Below are 17,865 nucleotides of genomic sequence, written 5' to 3'. Positions count from 1 at the left end.
TCGGAAATTTGCACTGCAAGGGGCTCGGTATGGAAAAGGTCATCAACCATCTCAAATCGCGGTTCGTCACGGGGCTCTTCGTGGTGGTTCCGGTCGGGGTCACCATCTTCGTCCTGAAGTTCCTCTTCAGCTTCGCCGACGGGCTCCTGGGCTCCTACCTGGACCGGCTTCTGATCGCAGTCACCAATCACGACTACTATTTTCCCGGCCTCGGCATGATCACCGGCGCCGTGGTGGTTTACCTGACCGGGCTTCTGGCCGCCAACGTCATGGGGAAGCGGCTTCTTCGCTGGTGGGATGCCCTCCTGGCGCGCATTCCCCTGGTGAAATCCATCTACACCTCCAGCAAGCAGCTGACCCAGGTGTTCCAGGAAGGGAAGAGCTCCTACCGCCGGGCCGTGTTCGTGGAATGGCCCCGGAAGGGGGTGCGGGCCGTGGGCTTTGTCACCGCCGAGGTGGAGCGGGAAGGGGAGCGGCTCGTGGTGGTCTACGTTCCCACCATGCCGAACCCCACGTCGGGCTTTGCCCTCTTTTTTCGGGAGGATGAGGTGTACGAGAGCGGCATGACCGTGGAGGATGCGGTGAAGTTCGTGGTATCGGGGGGCGTGGTGGTGCCGTGAGGGGGTATCTGTCCCGCTTCCCCGAAGACTACAAGTCTTGACAGGGGCGGGACGACAACCGTAACCTGCTGACAGTACACAGGCATCGCACCGCTGCGGGGGGAGGACCATGCTGCACCTTCTCGTGAATCTTCTGGAGCGCCTCGGGCTGTTCGCCATCGCGTTCATCCTGGTCATGCGCTTCGCCATCGTCAAGCGGTTCCTGATCGGCAAGGCGAGCCGCTACGAAAAGCTCACCCTGTCGGTTCTCTTCGGCTTCATCGGCATTGCTGGGACCTACATGGGGGTGCCGATCCAGAACGCCATCGCCAATTCGCGGGTGGTGGGGGTGGCCCTCGGGGGGATCCTCGGCGGCCCCCTGGTCGGTTTCGGGGCCGGGCTCATCGCCGGTGGGCACCGTTTTCTCATCGATGTGGGGGGCTTCACGGCGACGGCCTGCGGGGTGGCGACCATCGCGGAGGGGGTTGCCGGCGGCCTCATCTACCACCGCCTCAAGAGGGGGCAGTTCGATCCCGCCGTGGCCTTTATCACGGGGGTCGCGGTGGAAACCCTCCAGATGGTGATCCTCCTTGTCATGGCGAAGCCCTTCACCGCGGCGGTGAGCCTGGTGAGTGTCATCGGCTTCCCCATGATCCTGGTGAACTCCATCGGCTTGGCCCTGTTCGTGGAACTGGTGTCATCGGTGTTCCGGGAGAAGGAGCGCTTCGCCGCGGTCCAGGCCCAGACGGCCCTCAATATCGCCCTGCGCACGCTCCCCTTCCTCCGGGGGGGGCTCACCGAGGGGTCTGCCGCGGCAACGGCCCGGATCATCCGGGAGATGACTGATCTCGATGCGGTGGCCATCACCGACGAGGCCGCCATCCTGGCCCACACCGGGGCCGAGGAGGATCACCACCGCCCCGGCTTGCCGCTTCTGACCGCTTCCACCAGGTCTGCCCTCGCCTCGGGGGAGATCACCACCCCCCTGACCCGTGACGACATCGGCTGTACCCACGAAGGGTGCCGGCTCGGCTCGGCGATCATCGTTCCCCTCAAGAAGCGGGAGCGCACCGTGGGGGCCCTGAAGCTCTACCGGCTCAAGGAAGGGGGAATTACCCCCCTCGACATGGAGCTGGCCAACGGTCTTGCCCACCTCTTTTCCAACCAGCTGGAGATCTCGGAGCTGGAGGCCCAGCGAAAACTCGTCCGGGAGGCGGAAATCCGGGCGTTGCAGGCGCAGATCAACCCCCACTTTCTCTTCAACACCATCAACACCATCATCAGCTACACCCGGACCAGTCCCGAGACCGCTTCCGACCTCCTGGTGAAGCTCGCCGATTTCTTCCGCAGGAACATCAACCCCGGGGGGGACAGCGTTCCCCTGGCGACCGAGCTTGAACACTGCCGCGCCTACATTGCCATCGAAAAGGCGCGCTTCGAGGATCGGCTCAGGGTGGTGTTCGATGTCGACGAGGAGGCCCTGGGCTGCAAACTTCCCACCCTGACCCTCCAGCCCCTCGTGGAGAATGCCCTGAAGCACGGCATCCTCCCCCGCGAGGAGGGGGGAGAGATCCGGGTCGGTGCCCACCGGGAAGGGGGCGTGGTCAGGATCGTGGTGGGGGATAATGGGGTGGGGATGCCCCCGGAGCAGGTTGCCCGCCTCTTTTCCGGGGAATCGAGTCAGCTCCCGACGGAGGGGGCGGGGATTGCCCTGAACAATGTCAATGCCCGGCTCTCGGCGCTGTACGGGCCGGAGCATGCCCTGCGGGTGGAAAGCACCCCGGGAGCGGGGACCACCGTGTCATTCACGGTGCCCCAAGGGGGGAGGGGGGAGTATGCTCATGAGAGTCTTCATCGTTGACGACGAGGCACCGGCTCGGCGGGAGCTCAGGTACCTTCTGGAGCGCGTGGAGGGGGTGGAGGTTGCCGGCGAGGCCGCCAACGGCACCGAGGCCCTCAAGGGGATCAGGCAGACCCGCCCCCAGCTGGTGTTCCTTGACATCCAGATGCCGGGCCTGTCGGGGTTGGAGCTGGCCCAGTTCCTGGCCGAACTTCCCACAAGACCGTTGCTGGTCTTCGCCACGGCGTTCCAGGAGTATGCCCTCCAGGCCTTCGAGGTGGAGGCCTTCGACTACCTGCTCAAGCCCTTCGACAAGGAGCGCCTGGAGAAGACGGTGATGAAGGCCGCCCGGGCGCTCGCTCCCCCAGCGGGGCGGGAACCCGGCGAACCCGGCAGGAAGATAGCGCTCTATCGGGGCGAGACTATCATCCCCACCGCACCGGAGCGGATCCTGTTCGCCCGGAGCGAGGGGGGGGAGGTCGTCGTCCATGCCGGCGACGGGCGGTACCGTACCCGCTTCACCCTCAACGAACTAGAGCAGAAGCTCTCCCCCTCGGGCTTCGTCCGGGTCCACCGGAGTTTCCTGGTCAACACGAACCATGTCCGGGAGGTCGTGCCGTGGTTCCACGGCAGCTACAAACTGATCATGGACGACCGGGAGAAGTCCGAAATCCCCGTCAGCCGGTACAACGTGAAAGATCTAAAAAGGTATTTCGATATCTGAGCCCCCATTCGTCTCCCCGCGGCAACCATTCATCCCCCGATTACGACCATTCACCGTTTTTCCGGTTTTTCCCCGCGCGTTTCCTCTATGCTGAACCATAACGGAGCATAACCCTGTTGCAGCGCTACGACCCGCACCCTAGCGGGGCGGAGAGGCGACGGGGTGGACGAGACGACGGTTTCTCAACGGAGAGAAAGGGGGAGACAATGAATGCGTTGACACTCATTTTTGTGGCACTGTGCGTCTTTGCGCTTGCCTACCGCTACTATGGCCTGTTTCTGGCGAACAGGGTGCTGGGGCTGCGGGAGGACCGCGCAACGCCTGCCACCACCATGGCGGACGGGCACGACTACGTGAAGACCAACAAGTACGTCCTGTTCGGCCACCACTTCGCGGCCATCGCCGCGGCGGGCCCCCTCCTGGGGCCGGTGCTCGCTGCCCAGTTCGGGTTCCTGCCGGGGGCCCTCTGGATTATCGTCGGGGCCGTTCTGGCCGGCGCGGTCCACGATGCCATCGTCCTCTTCGCCTCGGTGCGGCACCGGGGCAAGAGCCTTTCGCGCATCGCCGAGACCGAGATCGGCAAAGCCGCGGGGAAGGTGGCTTCCGTGGCCATTCTCTTCATTCTCATCCTGACCCTGGCCGGCCTCTCCATTGCCGTCGTGAACGCCATGTTCAACAGCCCCTGGGGAACCTACACCGTCTTCTGCACCATTCCCATCGCCATGGTCATGGGGGTTTACATGCAGAAGATCCGGCCGGGGGACGTGAAGGGGGGGAGCATCATCGGCGTTGCACTCCTCGCCCTGGCGATCCTGACCGGGCCCTACGTGGCCGCCAATCCCGAGCTGGCGGCGTTCTTCACCTTTTCCAAGAAGCAGATCGCGCTCATCATCCCCATCTACGGATTCTTCGCCTCGGTGCTGCCGGTCTGGTTCCTCCTGGTCCCCCGCGACTATCTCTCAACCTACCTGAAGATCGGCACCATCGCCCTGCTGGCCCTCGGGATCGTCGCCGTGCATCCCCAGCTCCAGATGCCCGCCATCACCAGCTATGTGAGCGGCGGCGGTCCGGTGATCCCCGGCGCGGTCTTCCCCTTCATCTTCGTGACCATTGCCTGCGGCGCCCTCTCCGGTTTCCACGCCATCATCGGCTCCGGCACCACCCCGAAGATGATCGCCAACGAGCGGGATATCCTCTTCGTCGGCTACGGCGCCATGCTGACCGAAGGGTTTGTGGCGATCATGGCCCTCATCGCCGCCTGTGTGCTGGTCCCGGCCGACTACTTCGCCATCAACGCCGCCCCCAAGGCGTTCCAGGCCCTCAATATGGCCCCCGTGAACCTGCCGGCACTCTCCCAGGCGGTGGGCGAGCAGGTCCAGGGGCGGCCCGGCGGCGCGGTCTCCCTGGCGGTGGGGATGGCCTACATCTTCTCGTCGATTCCGGTCATGAAGAGCATGATGGCCTACTGGTACCACTTCGCCATCATGTTCGAGGCGGTCTTTATTCTCACTGCCGTCGATGCCGGTACCCGGGTCGGCCGCTATCTCCTCCAGGAGATGCTCGGCAAGCTCTATCCGCGCTTTGCCGATAACACGTGGACGCCAGGGGTCATCGTTACGAGTATCCTCTTTACCTCCGCCTGGGGCTACCTGGTCTACACCGGCGACATCACCACCATCTGGCCCCTGTTCGGCATGAGCAACCAGCTCCTCGCCACCTGCGCCCTCATCGTCGGCACCACCATGCTCATCAGGCTCGGCAAGGCCCGCTACGCCTGGGTCACCGCGGTCCCGGGGATCTTCATGATTCCGGTCACCATGACCGCAGGGTACCTGAACATCACCAAGAACTTCCTGCCCAAGGGGCTTACCCTGCTCGTGGTCCTGTCCGTCGTGCTGATGGTGCTGATGGCCATCGTCTTCATCGAGGCGTTCCGTAAATGGTATGCGTTGTTGCAGATCCGGGAGAAGGTGCTTGATGCCAACGGCGACCTGGTTCTGGTGCCGGTGGAGTCGCCGGCCGAGAGGTACGAGCCGCTCCCCTTGCAGGAGTAACGGTTTCCGTCCCGTTGCGGTTGCGGATGGTTATGGCATGATTGCGGGGAGGGGAGGAGAAGGTTCCCTCCCCGTGGTCATCGGCGGTGTTGAAATTTGAATATTCTTGCAAGGAGAGGAATGAATGGGAGAGAGGACCCGCATTGTCATTCTGGACGGCTACACCATCAACCCGGGAGACAATCCCTGGACGCCGGTGGAAGAATACGGCGACTGCACCATCCATGACCGTACCCCTCCCGAGCTGAAACTGGAGCGAGCCCGCGATGCGGAGATCATCCTCACCAGCAAGGTGAAGCTGGACGAGGCGACCATCGCGGCGCTGCCGAGGCTTCGTTACATATCGCTCCTTGCCACGGGGTACAACAACGTGGACGTGGCGGCCGCGGGCCGGCGCGGCATTCCGGTTTCCAACGTTCCGGCCTACTCGACCGAATCGGTGGCCCAGACCGCCTTTGCCCTGTTGCTGGAACTCACCACGCGGGTGGGGCTCCATGACGCCGCCGTTCGAGGCGGCGAATGGAGCCACTGCCCCGACCACTCCTTCTGGAAAACATCGATCGTGGAGCTGGACGGCCTTACCCTGGGCATTGTGGGCTACGGCGCCATCGGCCGCGCCGTGGCCCGGATCGCCCAGGCCTTCGGGATGCGGACGATCGCCCATGCGCCCCGTATTCCCGCCGATCCGGGGCCGGTTCCGGTGCGTTTCGTATCCCTCGAAGAGCTCTTCGCCACCGCCGACGTGGTGACCCTCAACTGTCCGCAGACCCCGGAAAATACCGAATTTGTCAACGAAGGGCTCCTCTCCCTCATGAAGCGGAGCGCCTACCTCATCAATGTGGCCCGGGGAGGGTTGGTGAACGAAGCCGACCTGGCCCGGGCGCTTCGGGATGGCACCCTGGCCGGCGCGGGGCTCGACGTGGTGGCCCATGAGCCGATGCTTCCCGACAACCCCCTCCTGGCGGCACCCAATTGCATCTTCACGCCGCACCTGGCCTGGGCGTCGCTGGCGGCCCGCCGGAGACTCACCGGGGTCGTTGCGGCCAATGTGGCTGCGTTTCTGGCCGGTTCGCCGATCAATGTGGTGAATGGCCCGTGGCTGGCCGGGGGACGGTGACGGCAGCGGACCAGCCCCGCCTCGGCATCAGGCCTTCTTGATGGTAAACCAGAATTCCGATCCCTTGCCGGGCTCGCTCTCCACCCCCACGGCGCCGCCATGGAGCTGGACGATGTGCTTCACGATGGAGAGCCCGAGGCCGGTCCCCCCTTCATCGCGGCTGCGGGCCGTGTCCACCCGGTAGAACCGCTCGAAGATCCGGGGGAGGTCCTTGGGAGGGATGCCGACGCCGGTATCCTTTACGCCGATGCGGACCATATTCTCCTTGACTGCGGCGGAAAACGAGATTGCCCCCCCCTCCGGGGTATATTTGATGGCGTTGTCGAGGAGGTTGACCAGCACCTGTTCGAGCCGGCCCGGATCGGCCAGCACCGACTGCGCCCCGCTCAACCCCGAGCAGTCGATGGTAATCCCCTTCCGGGCAGCCTTCGGCTGTAAAAGCTCCATGGCACGCTTTGCCACCTGCTCCGGTCTGACCGTCGTCTTCTCAAGGTTCATGCTCCCCGCCTCCAGCTGGGAGAGGGTGAGGAGGTCGCCGATCAGGGCGGCGAGCCGCTCCGAGTGGCTGAGGATGATCCCGACAAACTTTCGCGCCCGCTCGGGATCGGTTTCCATGGCGCCGTCGATGAGCGCCTCGGCATACCCCTTGATGACGGTAACCGGCGTTCTCAGCTCATGGGAGACGTTGGCCACGAAATCCCGCCGGATGTTTTCCAGCCGCGTCAGATCGGTGATGTCATGGAAGACCGCCACGACCCCCTGCAACTCCCCGTTGTCCACAAGGGGCACCCAGTGGGTCAGGACATGCTTCTCCTCCCCCATGGTGAGAGTCATCTTCTCGACCCGTTCGTCCCCGGAGGCGACGATGGCCTTGAAGGCATCGTTGAGGACCGGATGCCGCGCGATCTCGATGATGTGTCTTCCTTCCACGCTTTCATTCAGGGAGAAGAGGCCGAGAAAGGCTGGATTGACCAGGGTGATCAGACCGTTGGCATCCGTTACCATAAGCCCTTCCCCCATCCCCCGCAGGATGGTGTCGAGCCGGTTTTTCTCTGCCGAGGTTCGCTCCAGCTGCTGCTCTATCCGGGCCGCCATGTCGTTCATCACCCGGGCCAGCTCCCCCACCTCGTCGCGGGTCGGGACCGGGATCCTCCTGTTGAAGTTTCCCTTGCCGATCTGTTTCGCCAGCGCCGTGATGGTGCGCAGTGACCGGGACGTCACCCGGGAGAGGATGTAGCTCAGAACGAGGGCAACGAGGAGTGAGACCGCCAGGGATGCCCCCAGGAGTGTTCTGATGCTCCCCTCTGCCTTTTCCAGGGCGGTGAGGGGAAGGGAGAGCCGGACAAATCCCTCTTCGCCGCCGGCGGTCTGCAGCGGAACCGCCACGTAGAGCATGGGGGTCTTGATCGTCGCCGAGTAGCGGATTGATTCCCCACTGCCGCTCTTCAGCGCCTGCTGGACCTCCGGTCGATTCAGGTGGTTCTCAAGTTCCTTCAACTGGCCGGGAGCAATCTCCGAATCCCCGACCACCTCGCCGCCGGCGAGGATGATGGTCACCCGCGCCCTCGTCTCCCGCGAGATTGCGGCAGCCACTGCCGGGGCATCGTCCTTCATTCTGCCGATGTCGCGGTGGGCGATCATCCGGGTCAGCCGGGCCTCAGTGGCGAGGTTTTGCCGGATCTCCGCCGTCAGGTGCTGGTTCAGGGTGTGGTTCAGGTAGGCGAAGAAGACCCCGCCGATGAAGAGCACGAGAAGGAGGTAGGAAGCCATGAGCTTCCACTGGATGGTGAATCTCACGGCTCCTCCATCTTGTAGCCGAAACCGCGAACTGTCTTGATCAGGTCGCCGGCCGGGCCCAGCTTCGTGCGCAGACGAGTGATGTGCGTGTCAACCGTGCGGGTGTCCCCCACGTAGTTGTATCCCCAGACGTTTTTCAGGAGAAGGTCGCGGCTCTGGACCCGCCCCAGGCGTTCGGCGAGATTGAGGAGCAGCTTGAATTCAGTGGTGGTAAGGACTATCTCTTCCCCTGCCACGGCCACCGTGTGGCGGTCCGGGTCGATGGCGATCGGCCCGATCCTCATGGTTTTTCCCGAGGGTTCGTCCGGCAGCGAACGGCGCAGCACCGCTTTGATCCTCAGGAGCAGTTCCCGGGTGGAGAAGGGCTTCACCACGTAATCGTCGGCGCCCACCTCGAACCCCACCACCCGGTCGATCTCTTCTCCCCGGGCCGTCAGCATGATGACTGGGATTTTCGCGGTTTTCTCCGACTTTTTCAGTATCTTGCAGACCTCGGTTCCCATCATGCCCGGGAGCATCAGGTCGAGTAAGATAAGGTCCGGGACCTGCCTCTGTGCCTCGTCGAGGCCGCTGATGCCATCGGGGGCCGCGATGGTCCGGTATCCTTCCTTCTCCAGGTTGAAGGAAACGAGTTCCGCCAGGTCTTTTTCGTCTTCGATGATCAGGACGGTTTGCATTCGTTTAGTATCTCCTTGCCGGAGATGGTATGTTCTGAATATTGCATTCGTGTTACAGGTGTGAAAAAAAGCCGTAAAAACGGCCTGTAAGCGGACTTTCCACACAAAATGTGGATACCCTTGTGGAAAAAAACAGAAACGAAATGCAAAGGGTCATTAATACGGCCATAAATAGCGTAATGCATAAAAAATGTGCAGTTAAAGTCGGCGGCTGCAGATGATAAAAGTCAATTAAATCAGGCTGTTGCTGTAAGTGCCTGAAAGGTAGACCTTACTTGCTGTCAAGCATTATTTTCGGAAATGTGTACCACGGAAATGGTGAAGAAGCGTACTAAATAATACTCCGTTCTAATTCCTTGACTTGCCGTCTGTAGCGTGATAATTCATCAAAACTCCATTAAATCAAATGGTTGTGGTTTGTCAAAGGTGGGGTCGACAGAATGAAACAATGGAGGGGGTTCCATGGCGCAACATCTTGATTTTACGATCGGTGGACTGCTCGACCACATGGCTGTAACGTTTCCCGACAATGATGCCCTTGTCTACCCGGAACGGGGGCTCCGGTACTCCTACCGGCAGTTCAATGATATCTGCCGCCAGGTGGCCAAGGGGTTGCTGAAGCTCGGCGTCAGGAAGGGAGACCACGTGGCCATCTGGGCCTACAACGTTCCCGAGTGGGTCATTCTCCAGTTCGCCACCGCCAAGATCGGCGTCGTTCTGGTGACGGTCAACACTGCCTACAAGTCGGCGGAACTGGAATACCTCCTTGACCAGTCCGATTCCACCACTCTCTTCATGGTCCGGTCCTGGAAGGACACGGACTATGTGGCGACCCTTTCCGAGGTGGTGCCAGAGCTGGCATCGGCCGAAGCGGGTCTCCTCACTACTCCCAAGCTCCCCTTCCTGAAAAGAGTTGTCTTTATCGGTGAGGATACGCCGGCAGGGATGCTCAATTTCGAGAAGATCGCGGAGATGGGGAAAGAGGTGCCCGATGAGCAGCTGGCGGCAGTTGAGTCCTCCCTTGATGTCCACGATGTCATCAATATGCAGTACACTTCCGGCACCACCGGCTTTCCCAAGGGGGTCATGCTGACCCACTACAACCTGGTCAACAACGGCTATCACATTGGCGAGTGCATGAAGTTCACGGATAAGGACCGGCTCTGCATCCCCGTTCCCTTCTTCCACTGCTTTGGCTCTGTGCTGGCTGTCATGGCCAGCGTTACTCACGCCACCGCCATGGTGCCGGTGGAGATTTTCGACCCGCTCAAGGTTCTTCAGACCGTTGAAAAGGAGCGCTGCACCGCCGTTCATGGCGTGCCGACCATGTTTATTGCTGAGCTGGAGCATCCGGATTTCGCGAAGTTCGATCTCTCCACCCTCCGCACCGGCATCATGGCCGGCTCGGTCTGTCCCATCGAGGTCATGAAACGGTGCGTCAAGGATATGAACCTGACCGAGCTTACCAGTGTCTATGGGCAGACCGAATCCTCCCCGGGAATCACCCAGACCCGCACCGAGGATTCGGTTGAGCTGCGCGTCTCCACTGTCGGGCGGGCGCTCCCCGGCGCCGAAGTAAAGACCGTCGATATCGAGACCGGCGCCACGCTGCCGCCCGGGAAGCAGGGCGAGCTCTGCGCCCGGGGCTACATGGTCATGAAGGGTTACTACAAGATGCCGGAAGAGACCGCCAAGGTCATCGATGCCGATGGCTGGCTCCATACCGGCGACCTGGCAGTGATGGACGAGAACGGCTACTGCAAGATCACCGGTCGCATCAAGCAGATGATCATCCGCGGCGGTGAGAATATATACCCCAAGGAGATCGAGGAGTTTCTCTACACCCACCCGAAGATCTCCGACGTGCAGATCTACGGCGTGCCGGATCGCAAGTACGGCGAGCAGGTCATGGCTGCCATCATCCTGAAAAACGGGGTGGAGATGACCGAGGACGAGGTCAAGGAGTTCTGCCGGGGGAAAATTGCCAACTATAAAATTCCCAAGTACGTGAAGTTTGTGGCTGGCTATCCCATGACTGCCAGCGGCAAGATCCAGAAGTTCAAGCTGCGGGAAATGGCCATCAAGGAACTGGGCCTCGAAGGTGCCGGCGATGCCGCGTAGGGGGGCTCGGTTATGAGGGAAAAGATACTGGGCATACTCCTGGTCCTTTTTGTCGCCTGTTTTGTGGCGATCATCGTCGAGGAGGCCTTCCTCGGCGGCCGGAAGCGCCGTCAGCTCCAGCGCAAGGCGCGGGCCGCCGCTTCAGAGCCGGAACAGCAGTAGATATAATCAGTGATTTTCTGACGATTCAGTCCGGGAGAACCCAACCATGCGCCTTACCCCGAGGGATGAACTCGAATATCGCATCAAGAAGCTCCAGGCTTACATGGCGGAAGCGGGGCTCGATGCCGTCATAGTTGTCCAGAATGCCGACCTCTTCTATTTCACCGGCACCATTCAGAACGGCGCTCTCTACGTGCCGGTGGCGGGCGACCCCATCTACATGGTCCGCAAGGAGGTCTCCCGGGCTCGGATGGAATCCGGGCTGAAAGAGATTGTTCCCTTTGCCTCCATGAGAGAAATCCCCGAGATTCTGACAAAGTACGGTTATGCTACGCCCATCCGCATCGGCATGGAATTCGATGTCGTGCCGGTCAACTTCTTTGCCCGTTACCGCGCGGTCTTCCCTGCTGGCGATTTTGTCGATGCATCAACCCTTATCCGGCGTGTCCGGATGATTAAAAGCAAATACGAGATTCACCTGCTCCAGGATGCGGCCAATCAGGTCGACAAGGTCTACCGCCGTGCCCGGGAGGTTGTCCGCGAGGGGATGACCGATCTGGAACTGGCAGCAGAGCTTGAGTTCGCCGCCCGCAAGGAAGCGCACCAGGGGTATGTCCGCATGAGGGGCTTCAATGCCGAACTCTTTTTTGCCCAGGTCTTCTCGGGAACCGATACCGCAGTTCCCGCCTATATGGACACCCCTCTTGGGGGGCTCGGGCTCAATCCCTCCTTCGGGCAGGGGGCTGGGCTGAAGCGGATAGAGAGGGGGGAGCCGATCATTGTCGACTTCGCCGGTTGCGTTGACGGCTACCTTGTGGACCAGACCCGCGTCATTGCTCTCGGCGCTCTCTCCGATCGCATGAAAAAGGCCTATGATGACATGCTTCGGGTTCAGGAACGGATGACCGAAGTGGCCGTGCCCGGCACACCCTGGAGTCACGTTTACGATGTCTGTGTCGCCCTGGCCGCTGAACTCGGCTATGCCGACAATTTCATGGGGGCGAAGGGGGCGCGGGTTTCCTTTATTGGTCATGGCATTGGTATAGAAGTCGACGAATACCCCTTTATCGCCAAGGGGTTTACGGACATGGTTCTCGAGCCGGGAATGGTTTTCGCGTTCGAACCGAAGGTCATCTTCCCCGGAGAGGGGGCCATCGGCATTGAGAACACTTTTTATATCTCCCATTATGAAGGGTTGAAGCAACTCACGTTCTCTGACCAGGAACTGCTTATTCTCTGATTTTTCCCACCGCTGGCCGCTCTCTTTACCTGCTCCGTGGCTGTGTGTCCGCAGTCCACGGAGTCCTTGTCGCCTTCAGGCGACGGTTGCTGTTTACGCATTCCGTCCGAGTCCCTTTTTCCCATAAAAATTATGTTGAGTTTAATCAAATTGAGTGGTATAAATTTTTATAGAAAATTGTATACAGTATACTAAAAAAATATTTCTGCCCTGCTAGTCATCCGGTAACCCGTCGAAGCGATGCGTGATTTATGGGTGTTAATGGTGTAGGGTCAACGGTTTGGCGGTTCCAGTATACTACCAGTGGAAAGGAGGGGGAAGAAAAGGTAGTCGAGGTTTATGGTTTGTTTTTGTTTATTAAAACACTATAACGTGAAAGGAGAGTACGTAACATGGCACTCAAGGAAACCCTGAAGCAAAAAATTGAGGAGTTCCGTCCCCGTACCACCAGACTTGTGAAAGAGTTTGGGAAAGTGGTTATCGACCAGGTAACAATTGATCAGGCCATTGGCGGTGCCCGTGACATCCGCAGCCTGGTAACCGATATCTCCTACCTCGACCCGCAGGAAGGTATCCGGTTCCGCGGCAAGACCATTCCCGAGACCTTTGAGGCGCTCCCCAAGGCCTCCGGCTCTGATTATCCGACCGTTGAGTCCTTCTGGTACTTCCTCCTTACCGGCGAGGTTCCGACTCAAGCCCAGGTTGACGAGGTGGTTGCTGAGTGGAAGACCCGTCAGGTAGTCCCCCAGTATGTATTTGACGCAATCAGCGCCCTGCCGAAGGAAAGCCACCCGATGGTGATGCTGTCGGTCGGCATCCTCGCCCTGCAGAAGGATTCCAAATTTGCCGGTTTCTACAACTCTGGCAAGTTTAACAAGATGACTGCCTGGGAATACGTTTATGAAGATGCCAGCGATCTCGTTGCCCGTATCCCCATCATCGCCGCGTTCATTTACAACCTCAAGTACAGGGGTGGCAAGCAGAGTGCCATAGACCCGACTGCAGACTGCGGCGCCAACTTCGCCCGCATGATCGGTCAGTGCAAGGAGTACGAGGACGTTGCCCGGATGTACTTCATCCTTCACTCCGACCACGAATCCGGCAACGTTTCAGCGCACACCACTCACTTGGTACACTCTGCCCTGTCCGACCCCTACTATGCATACTCTGCCGGTCTTAACGGCCTTGCCGGTCCGCTGCACGGCCTTGCCAACCAGGAAGTCCTCGACTGGACCATCAAGTTCCAGCAGAAGTACTGCAAGGATGTGGAGCCGACCAAGGAACTGGTCACCAAGGCCCTCTGGGATACCCTCAATGCCGGCCAGGTCGTACCGGGCTACGGCCACGCCGTTCTCCGCAAGACCGACCCGCGCTACATGTCGCAGCGTGAGTTCTGCCTCAAGACCCCGGGTCTCAAAGATGATCCGCTCTTCAAGCTTGTTGCCATGATCTTTGAGACCGCCCCGGGCGTCCTCATGGAGCACGGCAAGGCCAAGAACCCCTGGCCGAACGTTGATGCCCAGTCCGGTGTCATCCAGTGGTACTATGGCCTCCGTGAGTGGGACTTCTACACCGTCCTCTTCGGTGTAGGCCGCGCTCTCGGTTGCATGGCGAACATCACTTGGGACCGTGGTCTCGGCTACGCCATCGAGCGTCCGAAGTCCGTTACCACCCCGATGCTTGAGAAGTGGGCTGAAGAAGGTGGCCGGAAGTTCTAATACTTCCTGTGTGCGGGAGTCTCCCAAGGACTCCCGCATGTAGCCAGAAGTGCAGAAAAAGGGGAGATGTCTAGACATCTCCCCCTTTTCGTATGTGCGGTTTTCTTGGCGGTGTAATTGCTCAGGAAATTATCTGGGCACTGAATACATAGAGGTCGGCACCTTCTTTCCAGTCATCGGGTTTCAGGCCCGCTTTGAGACATGTTTGCGACAGAAAGGTATCCTTGTCCCAGTTGTATTCGACTGCCACCTGGGGAAGGAGTACGCCGCGGCAGGAGTTCTTCTCTATGTAGATGCCATGGGTTCCCACCTTGATACCTTCTGGTGATGAAATTTTTTCAAGGGGGCCGAGGACGGAGATTTCAATCGAAAATCCTTCAAGATCTGCCGGTTTCATAGGGTAGAACCGAGGATCGCGGGTGGCGGCGGATATGGCCATATCTTGAACGAGTCTGTAGAGCGGCTTGTCTGATACAAAGCTGCCAATACATCCGCGGAGGGTGCCGTTCATCTTGATGGTGACGAAACAACCCTGCTGACCTTGGAGGGAGGGGGCGGTCTCGAGACGATGCGGTAAGTTCCCTTCACGGATGTAATCAATGATTGCTTCTCTGGCAAGAGAGAGAAGCTTCTTCTTCTCTGTGAGGGTTAGATTCTGTGACACATTCTCCCCCCTTCTTGAAGGTTTGTCCATTTCGTACGCTACTAACTTTTCCCTTTGGTGACAAGAGCTAATTCCTGTTGTCTGAGAGGGAGCATGGTCAAGCGGGATTGGGCCCTTTGGGGAGAGGAATGGAACAGGGATGCTGGTCAGGAAGAGAGGACGAATACAAAAATGGAGTGTATTTATTTATAATTTATAGCAGCCACTGTTGTTTTTGCGTTATAATATACTGAAATTGTTGCACGAATACGAAATAATGTGGCGATTAAAAAAATCTTGACATAATTTTCAAAGCCAGTATATTCTCCCTTCGTTGTGTTTATAAACCATGCGCTGTGCGCGAATATGGCAATCAAAAAAAGGAAAAGAGGTGAAACGTCAATGAAAAAACTGCTCTCTCTGACTCTGTGCCTTGCTATGGCTGTAGCTTTTGCTGCTGGCTGCAAGAAAAAAGAAGAAGCTCCGGCTCCGGCTCCTGCTGAGCAAGCTGCTCCGGCTCCGGCCGCTCCGGCTCAAGCTCCGATGTCTTCTGCTAAGGCCCCGGCCCCTGAAGCTGCTCCGGCTGCTCCGGCTGAGCACAAGTAATCAGCTTACTTCTGCAAGTATAGAAAAAGGCCTACAGAACACGTTCTGTAGGCCTTTTTCTATTTGAGCTTCCGAACCGGATTGACACAGGACCAGTTACGTGGTATCTAGTGAGGTCATTTTATCTCGTATATATACTGGAGGCCACGATGGAAAGAACATTCGCTATTATCAAGCCTGATGCGGTTGAGAGGAATATTGTCGGCAAGGTTCTCGAGAAGATCGAGGCCGCTGGCTTCAGGATTGTGGGCATGAAGAAGATTCAGCTCTCCAAGAAGGAAGCCGAGGGCTTCTATTATGTTCACAGTGAGCGTCCCTTCTTTGGCGATCTCTGCTCCTTCATGTCGCGCAGCCCAGTGGTTGTGCTTGCTCTTGAGCGTGAGAACGCCATTGCCAAGTGGCGTGAAGTTATGGGCGCCACCAATCCGGCCAACGCCGATGCCGGCACGATTCGCAAGGAATTCGGTCTCAGCATCGAGGAGAACACGGTTCACGGTTCCGATTCACCCGAGTCGGCTGCCTTCGAGATCCCTTACTTTTTCAGCCAGCTTGAACTCCTCTAGGTCATCCCAAGATTGCGAGGAAAAAGCCCTTCCCTTGAAGGGCTTTTTTATATTCAATAAACCATGATGAACGGCAAAATTGATATTAAGAACCTGACCCTTGACGATCTCATTGCATTTCTTGCCGGTAAGGGGAAGGAGCGCTATCGGGCGCGGCAGATATTTAAGTGGCTCTATCAGAAGGACGCCCGGAGTTTTGCCGAGATGACCGATCTGGCCAAGGATCTTCGGCGGGATCTGGAGGAAACAGCGGTCATCAGCGATCTTGAGCCCGAGGCGATGGAAGTATCCCGGGATGGTACGCGGAAGTATCTGTTTCGCCTCGAGGACGGTAACACCGTCGAGTCAGTCCTCATCCCCGAAGAAGACCGCACTACCCTCTGTATTTCGAGCCAGGTCGGTTGTGCCATGGCCTGCGAATTCTGTCTCACCGGCACGTTCCGGCTCACCCGGAACCTGACCGCAGGCGAGATCGTTAACCAGATATGTGCGGTGCGAAGGGACGTACCGGTTCGCAATATCGTCTTCATGGGGATGGGAGAGCCGCTGGCCAACCTTGATAATGTCGTGAAGGCACTCAAGATCATTCTTCACGATGACGGGCTCCAGTTCTCGACCCGACGGGTCACGGTTTCCACATCGGGGCTTGTTCCGGAGATGGAGCGTTTGGGGCGCGAGGTAACGGTCAATCTGGCTGTCTCCCTGAACGCTACCACCGACGAGGTGCGGGACCGGATCATGCCCGTGAACCGGCGTTATCCTCTCCGGTTGCTCCTGGACGCCTGTCGAAGCTATCCCCTGCCGGGGCGCCGGAAGATTACCATCGAGTACGTGATGATCAAGGGGCTCAACGATTCTCTGGAGGATGCCAAGCGGCTGGTGAAGCTCTTGAGCGACATCTCCTCCAAGATAAATCTCATTCCCTTCAACGAGCACGACGGTTGCTCCTTCAAGTCTCCCGATCAGGGAGCAATCGATGTGTTTCACAGCTATCTCTTGAGCAAGCATTTTACGGTCATCACCCGATCAAGCCGCGGCTCCGATATTTCCGCGGCGTGCGGCCAGCTCAAGGGTAAGCTGGACAAGAACGTTTCGGGCATCTAATTTCTGCAGCCTGGGAGGACTATGGCATGAGTGAGCAGGTTATCGGCGTCATTGGAGGAAGCGGTCTCTACGAGATGGAAGGGCTGAGCGATGTCCGGAGCGTGGTTGTGGAAACCCCCTTCGGGGCCCCGTCGGACGAGTTCATGACCGGTGTTCTTGACGGGGTGCAGATGGTGTTCCTTCCCCGCCACGGTAAGGGACACCGCCTCCTGCCGTCGGAGGTGAACTACCGGGCTAACATCTACGGGATGAAGAAGCTTGGTGTAACGCGGATCATCTCCGTCTCTGCCGTCGGGAGCATGAAGGAGGAGATCGCGCCGGGGCACATCGTTATCCCCGACCAGTTCATCGACCGCACCAACGCAACCCGGGCCAACACGTTCTTCGGCAACGGCGTGGTGGCCCACGTGCAGTTCGCCGACCCGGTCTGCGCCGATCTCTCCGGCTGGCTGTACGAGGCGGCCTTGGCCGCCGGAGCAACCGTTCACCGGGGAGGGACCTATATCTGCATGGAGGGGCCGGCATTCTCAACCCGGGCCGAGTCGAACCTCTACCGCTCCTTCGGCGTCTCGGTCATCGGCATGACGAACATCCCCGAGGCGAAACTGGCCCGGGAGGCCGAGATCTGCTACGGGGTCATCGCCCTCTCCACCGATTACGACTGCTGGCACGAGTCCCACGACGATGTCTCGGTGGATGCTATCCTGGCAATCATTCGGCAGAACGTCGCCATGTCAAAGTCCATCATCGGCCACGCCGTGAAGCGGATCTCCGCCGAGCGGGCGTGCCCCTGCGCCTCGGCCCTCACCTACGCCATCATCACCGACCGCAGCGCCATTCCCGCCGAGGCCAGGGAGCGGCTCGACCTGATCATCGGCAAGTACCTCTAACAAGAGACTC

At 59.3% G+C, this 17,865-nt stretch carries 16 protein-coding genes; 13 read left to right on the top strand and 3 right to left on the bottom strand.

Annotated elements, in window-relative coordinates:
• The first annotated feature begins 29 nt into the window (after nt 1-29).
• From GMET_RS13530 to GMET_RS13510, 5 genes are all read left to right on the top strand, one after another.
• Entirely contained in the window at nt 30-620 is a 591-nt protein-coding gene (locus GMET_RS13530) for a DUF502 domain-containing protein (protein WP_004511762.1), read from the top strand.
• A 109-nt stretch (nt 621-729) separates the two neighbouring features.
• On the top strand, nt 730-2,460 hold the full coding sequence (locus GMET_RS13525) for a sensor histidine kinase (protein ID WP_004511763.1): 1,731 nt from the start codon (nt 730-732) through the stop codon (nt 2,458-2,460).
• Complete coding sequence (locus GMET_RS13520; protein WP_004511764.1) at nt 2,435-3,163, top strand: LytR/AlgR family response regulator transcription factor; 729 nt, start codon at nt 2,435-2,437, stop codon at nt 3,161-3,163. The genes GMET_RS13525 and GMET_RS13520 overlap by 26 nt, the downstream gene beginning before the upstream one ends.
• Nucleotides 3,164-3,369: 206 nt before the next feature.
• Nucleotides 3,370-5,217, top strand: coding sequence for a carbon starvation CstA family protein (locus GMET_RS13515; protein ID WP_004511765.1), 1,848 nt, complete (start codon nt 3,370-3,372; stop codon nt 5,215-5,217).
• 124 nt (nt 5,218-5,341) lie between these two features.
• Nucleotides 5,342-6,334, top strand: coding sequence for a D-2-hydroxyacid dehydrogenase (locus GMET_RS13510; RefSeq protein WP_004511766.1), 993 nt, complete (start codon nt 5,342-5,344; stop codon nt 6,332-6,334).
• Nucleotides 6,335-6,361: 27 nt separating this feature from the next.
• Here the strand turns inward: GMET_RS13510 and pnpS are convergent, their stop codons facing one another.
• Together pnpS and GMET_RS13500 are read right to left on the bottom strand one after the other, a co-directional pair.
• The gene (pnpS, locus tag GMET_RS13505) at nt 6,362-8,131 is read right to left on the bottom strand and encodes a two-component system histidine kinase PnpS (protein WP_004511767.1); all 1,770 of its coding nucleotides are present in this window, start codon (nt 8,129-8,131) and stop codon (nt 6,362-6,364) included.
• The gene (locus tag GMET_RS13500) at nt 8,128-8,808 is read right to left on the bottom strand and encodes a response regulator (protein WP_004511768.1); all 681 of its coding nucleotides are present in this window, start codon (nt 8,806-8,808) and stop codon (nt 8,128-8,130) included. Before GMET_RS13500 ends, pnpS begins: the two co-directional genes overlap by 4 nt.
• A 462-nt stretch (nt 8,809-9,270) precedes the next feature.
• On the opposite strand from GMET_RS13500, the gene GMET_RS13495 reads away from it, so the two are divergent.
• The 4 genes from GMET_RS13495 to GMET_RS13485 all read left to right on the top strand — a co-directional run bounded on the left by GMET_RS13495 (nt 9,271) and on the right by GMET_RS13485 (nt 14,049).
• Entirely contained in the window at nt 9,271-10,929 is a 1,659-nt protein-coding gene (locus GMET_RS13495; RefSeq protein ID WP_004511769.1) for an AMP-binding protein, read from the top strand.
• 12 nt (nt 10,930-10,941) lie between these two features.
• Nucleotides 10,942-11,091 carry a hypothetical protein gene (locus GMET_RS18625; RefSeq protein WP_004511770.1) on the top strand — a complete coding sequence of 50 codons (150 nt, stop codon included), beginning with the start codon at nt 10,942-10,944 and terminating at the stop codon, nt 11,089-11,091.
• 46 nt (nt 11,092-11,137) lie between these two features.
• On the top strand, nt 11,138-12,331 hold the full coding sequence (locus GMET_RS13490) for a M24 family metallopeptidase (RefSeq protein WP_004511771.1): 1,194 nt from the start codon (nt 11,138-11,140) through the stop codon (nt 12,329-12,331).
• A gap of 392 nt (nt 12,332-12,723) precedes the next feature.
• Nucleotides 12,724-14,049 carry a citrate (Si)-synthase gene (locus GMET_RS13485; protein ID WP_004511772.1) on the top strand — a complete coding sequence of 442 codons (1,326 nt, stop codon included), beginning with the start codon at nt 12,724-12,726 and terminating at the stop codon, nt 14,047-14,049.
• A 121-nt stretch (nt 14,050-14,170) separates the two neighbouring features.
• On the opposite strand, the gene amrA is transcribed toward GMET_RS13485, so the two are convergent.
• Nucleotides 14,171-14,713 (bottom strand): AmmeMemoRadiSam system protein A, encoded by a 543-nt coding sequence (gene amrA, locus GMET_RS13480; protein WP_004511773.1) that lies wholly within the window; start codon nt 14,711-14,713, stop codon nt 14,171-14,173.
• A 345-nt stretch (nt 14,714-15,058) separates the two neighbouring features.
• On the opposite strand from amrA, the gene GMET_RS18445 reads away from it, so the two are divergent.
• The 4 genes from GMET_RS18445 to mtnP all read left to right on the top strand — a co-directional run bounded on the left by GMET_RS18445 (nt 15,059) and on the right by mtnP (nt 17,855).
• A complete protein-coding gene (locus GMET_RS18445; protein WP_238378934.1) occupies nt 15,059-15,298 on the top strand; it encodes a hypothetical protein in 240 nt (79 codons plus the stop codon).
• Nucleotides 15,299-15,447: 149 nt separating this feature from the next.
• Nucleotides 15,448-15,861, top strand: coding sequence for a nucleoside-diphosphate kinase (gene ndk / locus GMET_RS13475; RefSeq protein WP_004511774.1), 414 nt, complete (start codon nt 15,448-15,450; stop codon nt 15,859-15,861).
• A 63-nt stretch (nt 15,862-15,924) separates the two neighbouring features.
• Nucleotides 15,925-16,965, top strand: coding sequence for a 23S rRNA (adenine(2503)-C(2))-methyltransferase RlmN (rlmN, locus tag GMET_RS13470; RefSeq protein ID WP_004511775.1), 1,041 nt, complete (start codon nt 15,925-15,927; stop codon nt 16,963-16,965).
• A 26-nt stretch (nt 16,966-16,991) separates the two neighbouring features.
• Nucleotides 16,992-17,855: an S-methyl-5'-thioadenosine phosphorylase gene (gene mtnP / locus GMET_RS13465; protein ID WP_004511776.1), complete on the top strand. Its 864-nt coding sequence runs from the start codon at nt 16,992-16,994 to the stop codon at nt 17,853-17,855.
• Nucleotides 17,856-17,865 lie beyond the last annotated feature (10 nt).

The sequence above is a fragment of the Geobacter metallireducens GS-15 genome (assembly GCF_000012925.1).
Lineage (GTDB): Bacteria > Desulfobacterota > Desulfuromonadia > Geobacterales > Geobacteraceae > Geobacter > Geobacter metallireducens.
This window is presented reverse-complemented; position numbering and strand designations above follow the sequence as displayed.

What these genes read in the sequence shown, in the direction of transcription:
- GMET_RS13530 (WP_004511762.1), top strand. Translation starts at nt 30, where the DNA reads ATGGAAAAGGTCATCAACCATCTCAAATCGCGGTTCGTCACGGGGCTC.
- GMET_RS13525 (WP_004511763.1), top strand. Translation starts at nt 730, where the DNA reads ATGCTGCACCTTCTCGTGAATCTTCTGGAGCGCCTCGGGCTGTTCGCC.
- GMET_RS13520 (WP_004511764.1), top strand. Translation starts at nt 2,435, where the DNA reads ATGCTCATGAGAGTCTTCATCGTTGACGACGAGGCACCGGCTCGGCGG.
- GMET_RS13515 (WP_004511765.1), top strand. Translation starts at nt 3,370, where the DNA reads ATGAATGCGTTGACACTCATTTTTGTGGCACTGTGCGTCTTTGCGCTT.
- GMET_RS13510 (WP_004511766.1), top strand. Translation starts at nt 5,342, where the DNA reads ATGGGAGAGAGGACCCGCATTGTCATTCTGGACGGCTACACCATCAAC.
- GMET_RS13500 (WP_004511768.1), bottom strand. Translation starts at nt 8,808, where the DNA reads ATGCAAACCGTCCTGATCATCGAAGACGAAAAAGACCTGGCGGAACTC.
- GMET_RS13495 (WP_004511769.1), top strand. Translation starts at nt 9,271, where the DNA reads ATGGCGCAACATCTTGATTTTACGATCGGTGGACTGCTCGACCACATG.
- GMET_RS18625 (WP_004511770.1), top strand. Translation starts at nt 10,942, where the DNA reads ATGAGGGAAAAGATACTGGGCATACTCCTGGTCCTTTTTGTCGCCTGT.
- GMET_RS13490 (WP_004511771.1), top strand. Translation starts at nt 11,138, where the DNA reads ATGCGCCTTACCCCGAGGGATGAACTCGAATATCGCATCAAGAAGCTC.
- GMET_RS13485 (WP_004511772.1), top strand. Translation starts at nt 12,724, where the DNA reads ATGGCACTCAAGGAAACCCTGAAGCAAAAAATTGAGGAGTTCCGTCCC.
- GMET_RS18445 (WP_238378934.1), top strand. Translation starts at nt 15,059, where the DNA reads ATGGCAATCAAAAAAAGGAAAAGAGGTGAAACGTCAATGAAAAAACTG.
- ndk (WP_004511774.1), top strand. Translation starts at nt 15,448, where the DNA reads ATGGAAAGAACATTCGCTATTATCAAGCCTGATGCGGTTGAGAGGAAT.
- rlmN (WP_004511775.1), top strand. Translation starts at nt 15,925, where the DNA reads ATGATGAACGGCAAAATTGATATTAAGAACCTGACCCTTGACGATCTC.
- mtnP (WP_004511776.1), top strand. Translation starts at nt 16,992, where the DNA reads ATGAGTGAGCAGGTTATCGGCGTCATTGGAGGAAGCGGTCTCTACGAG.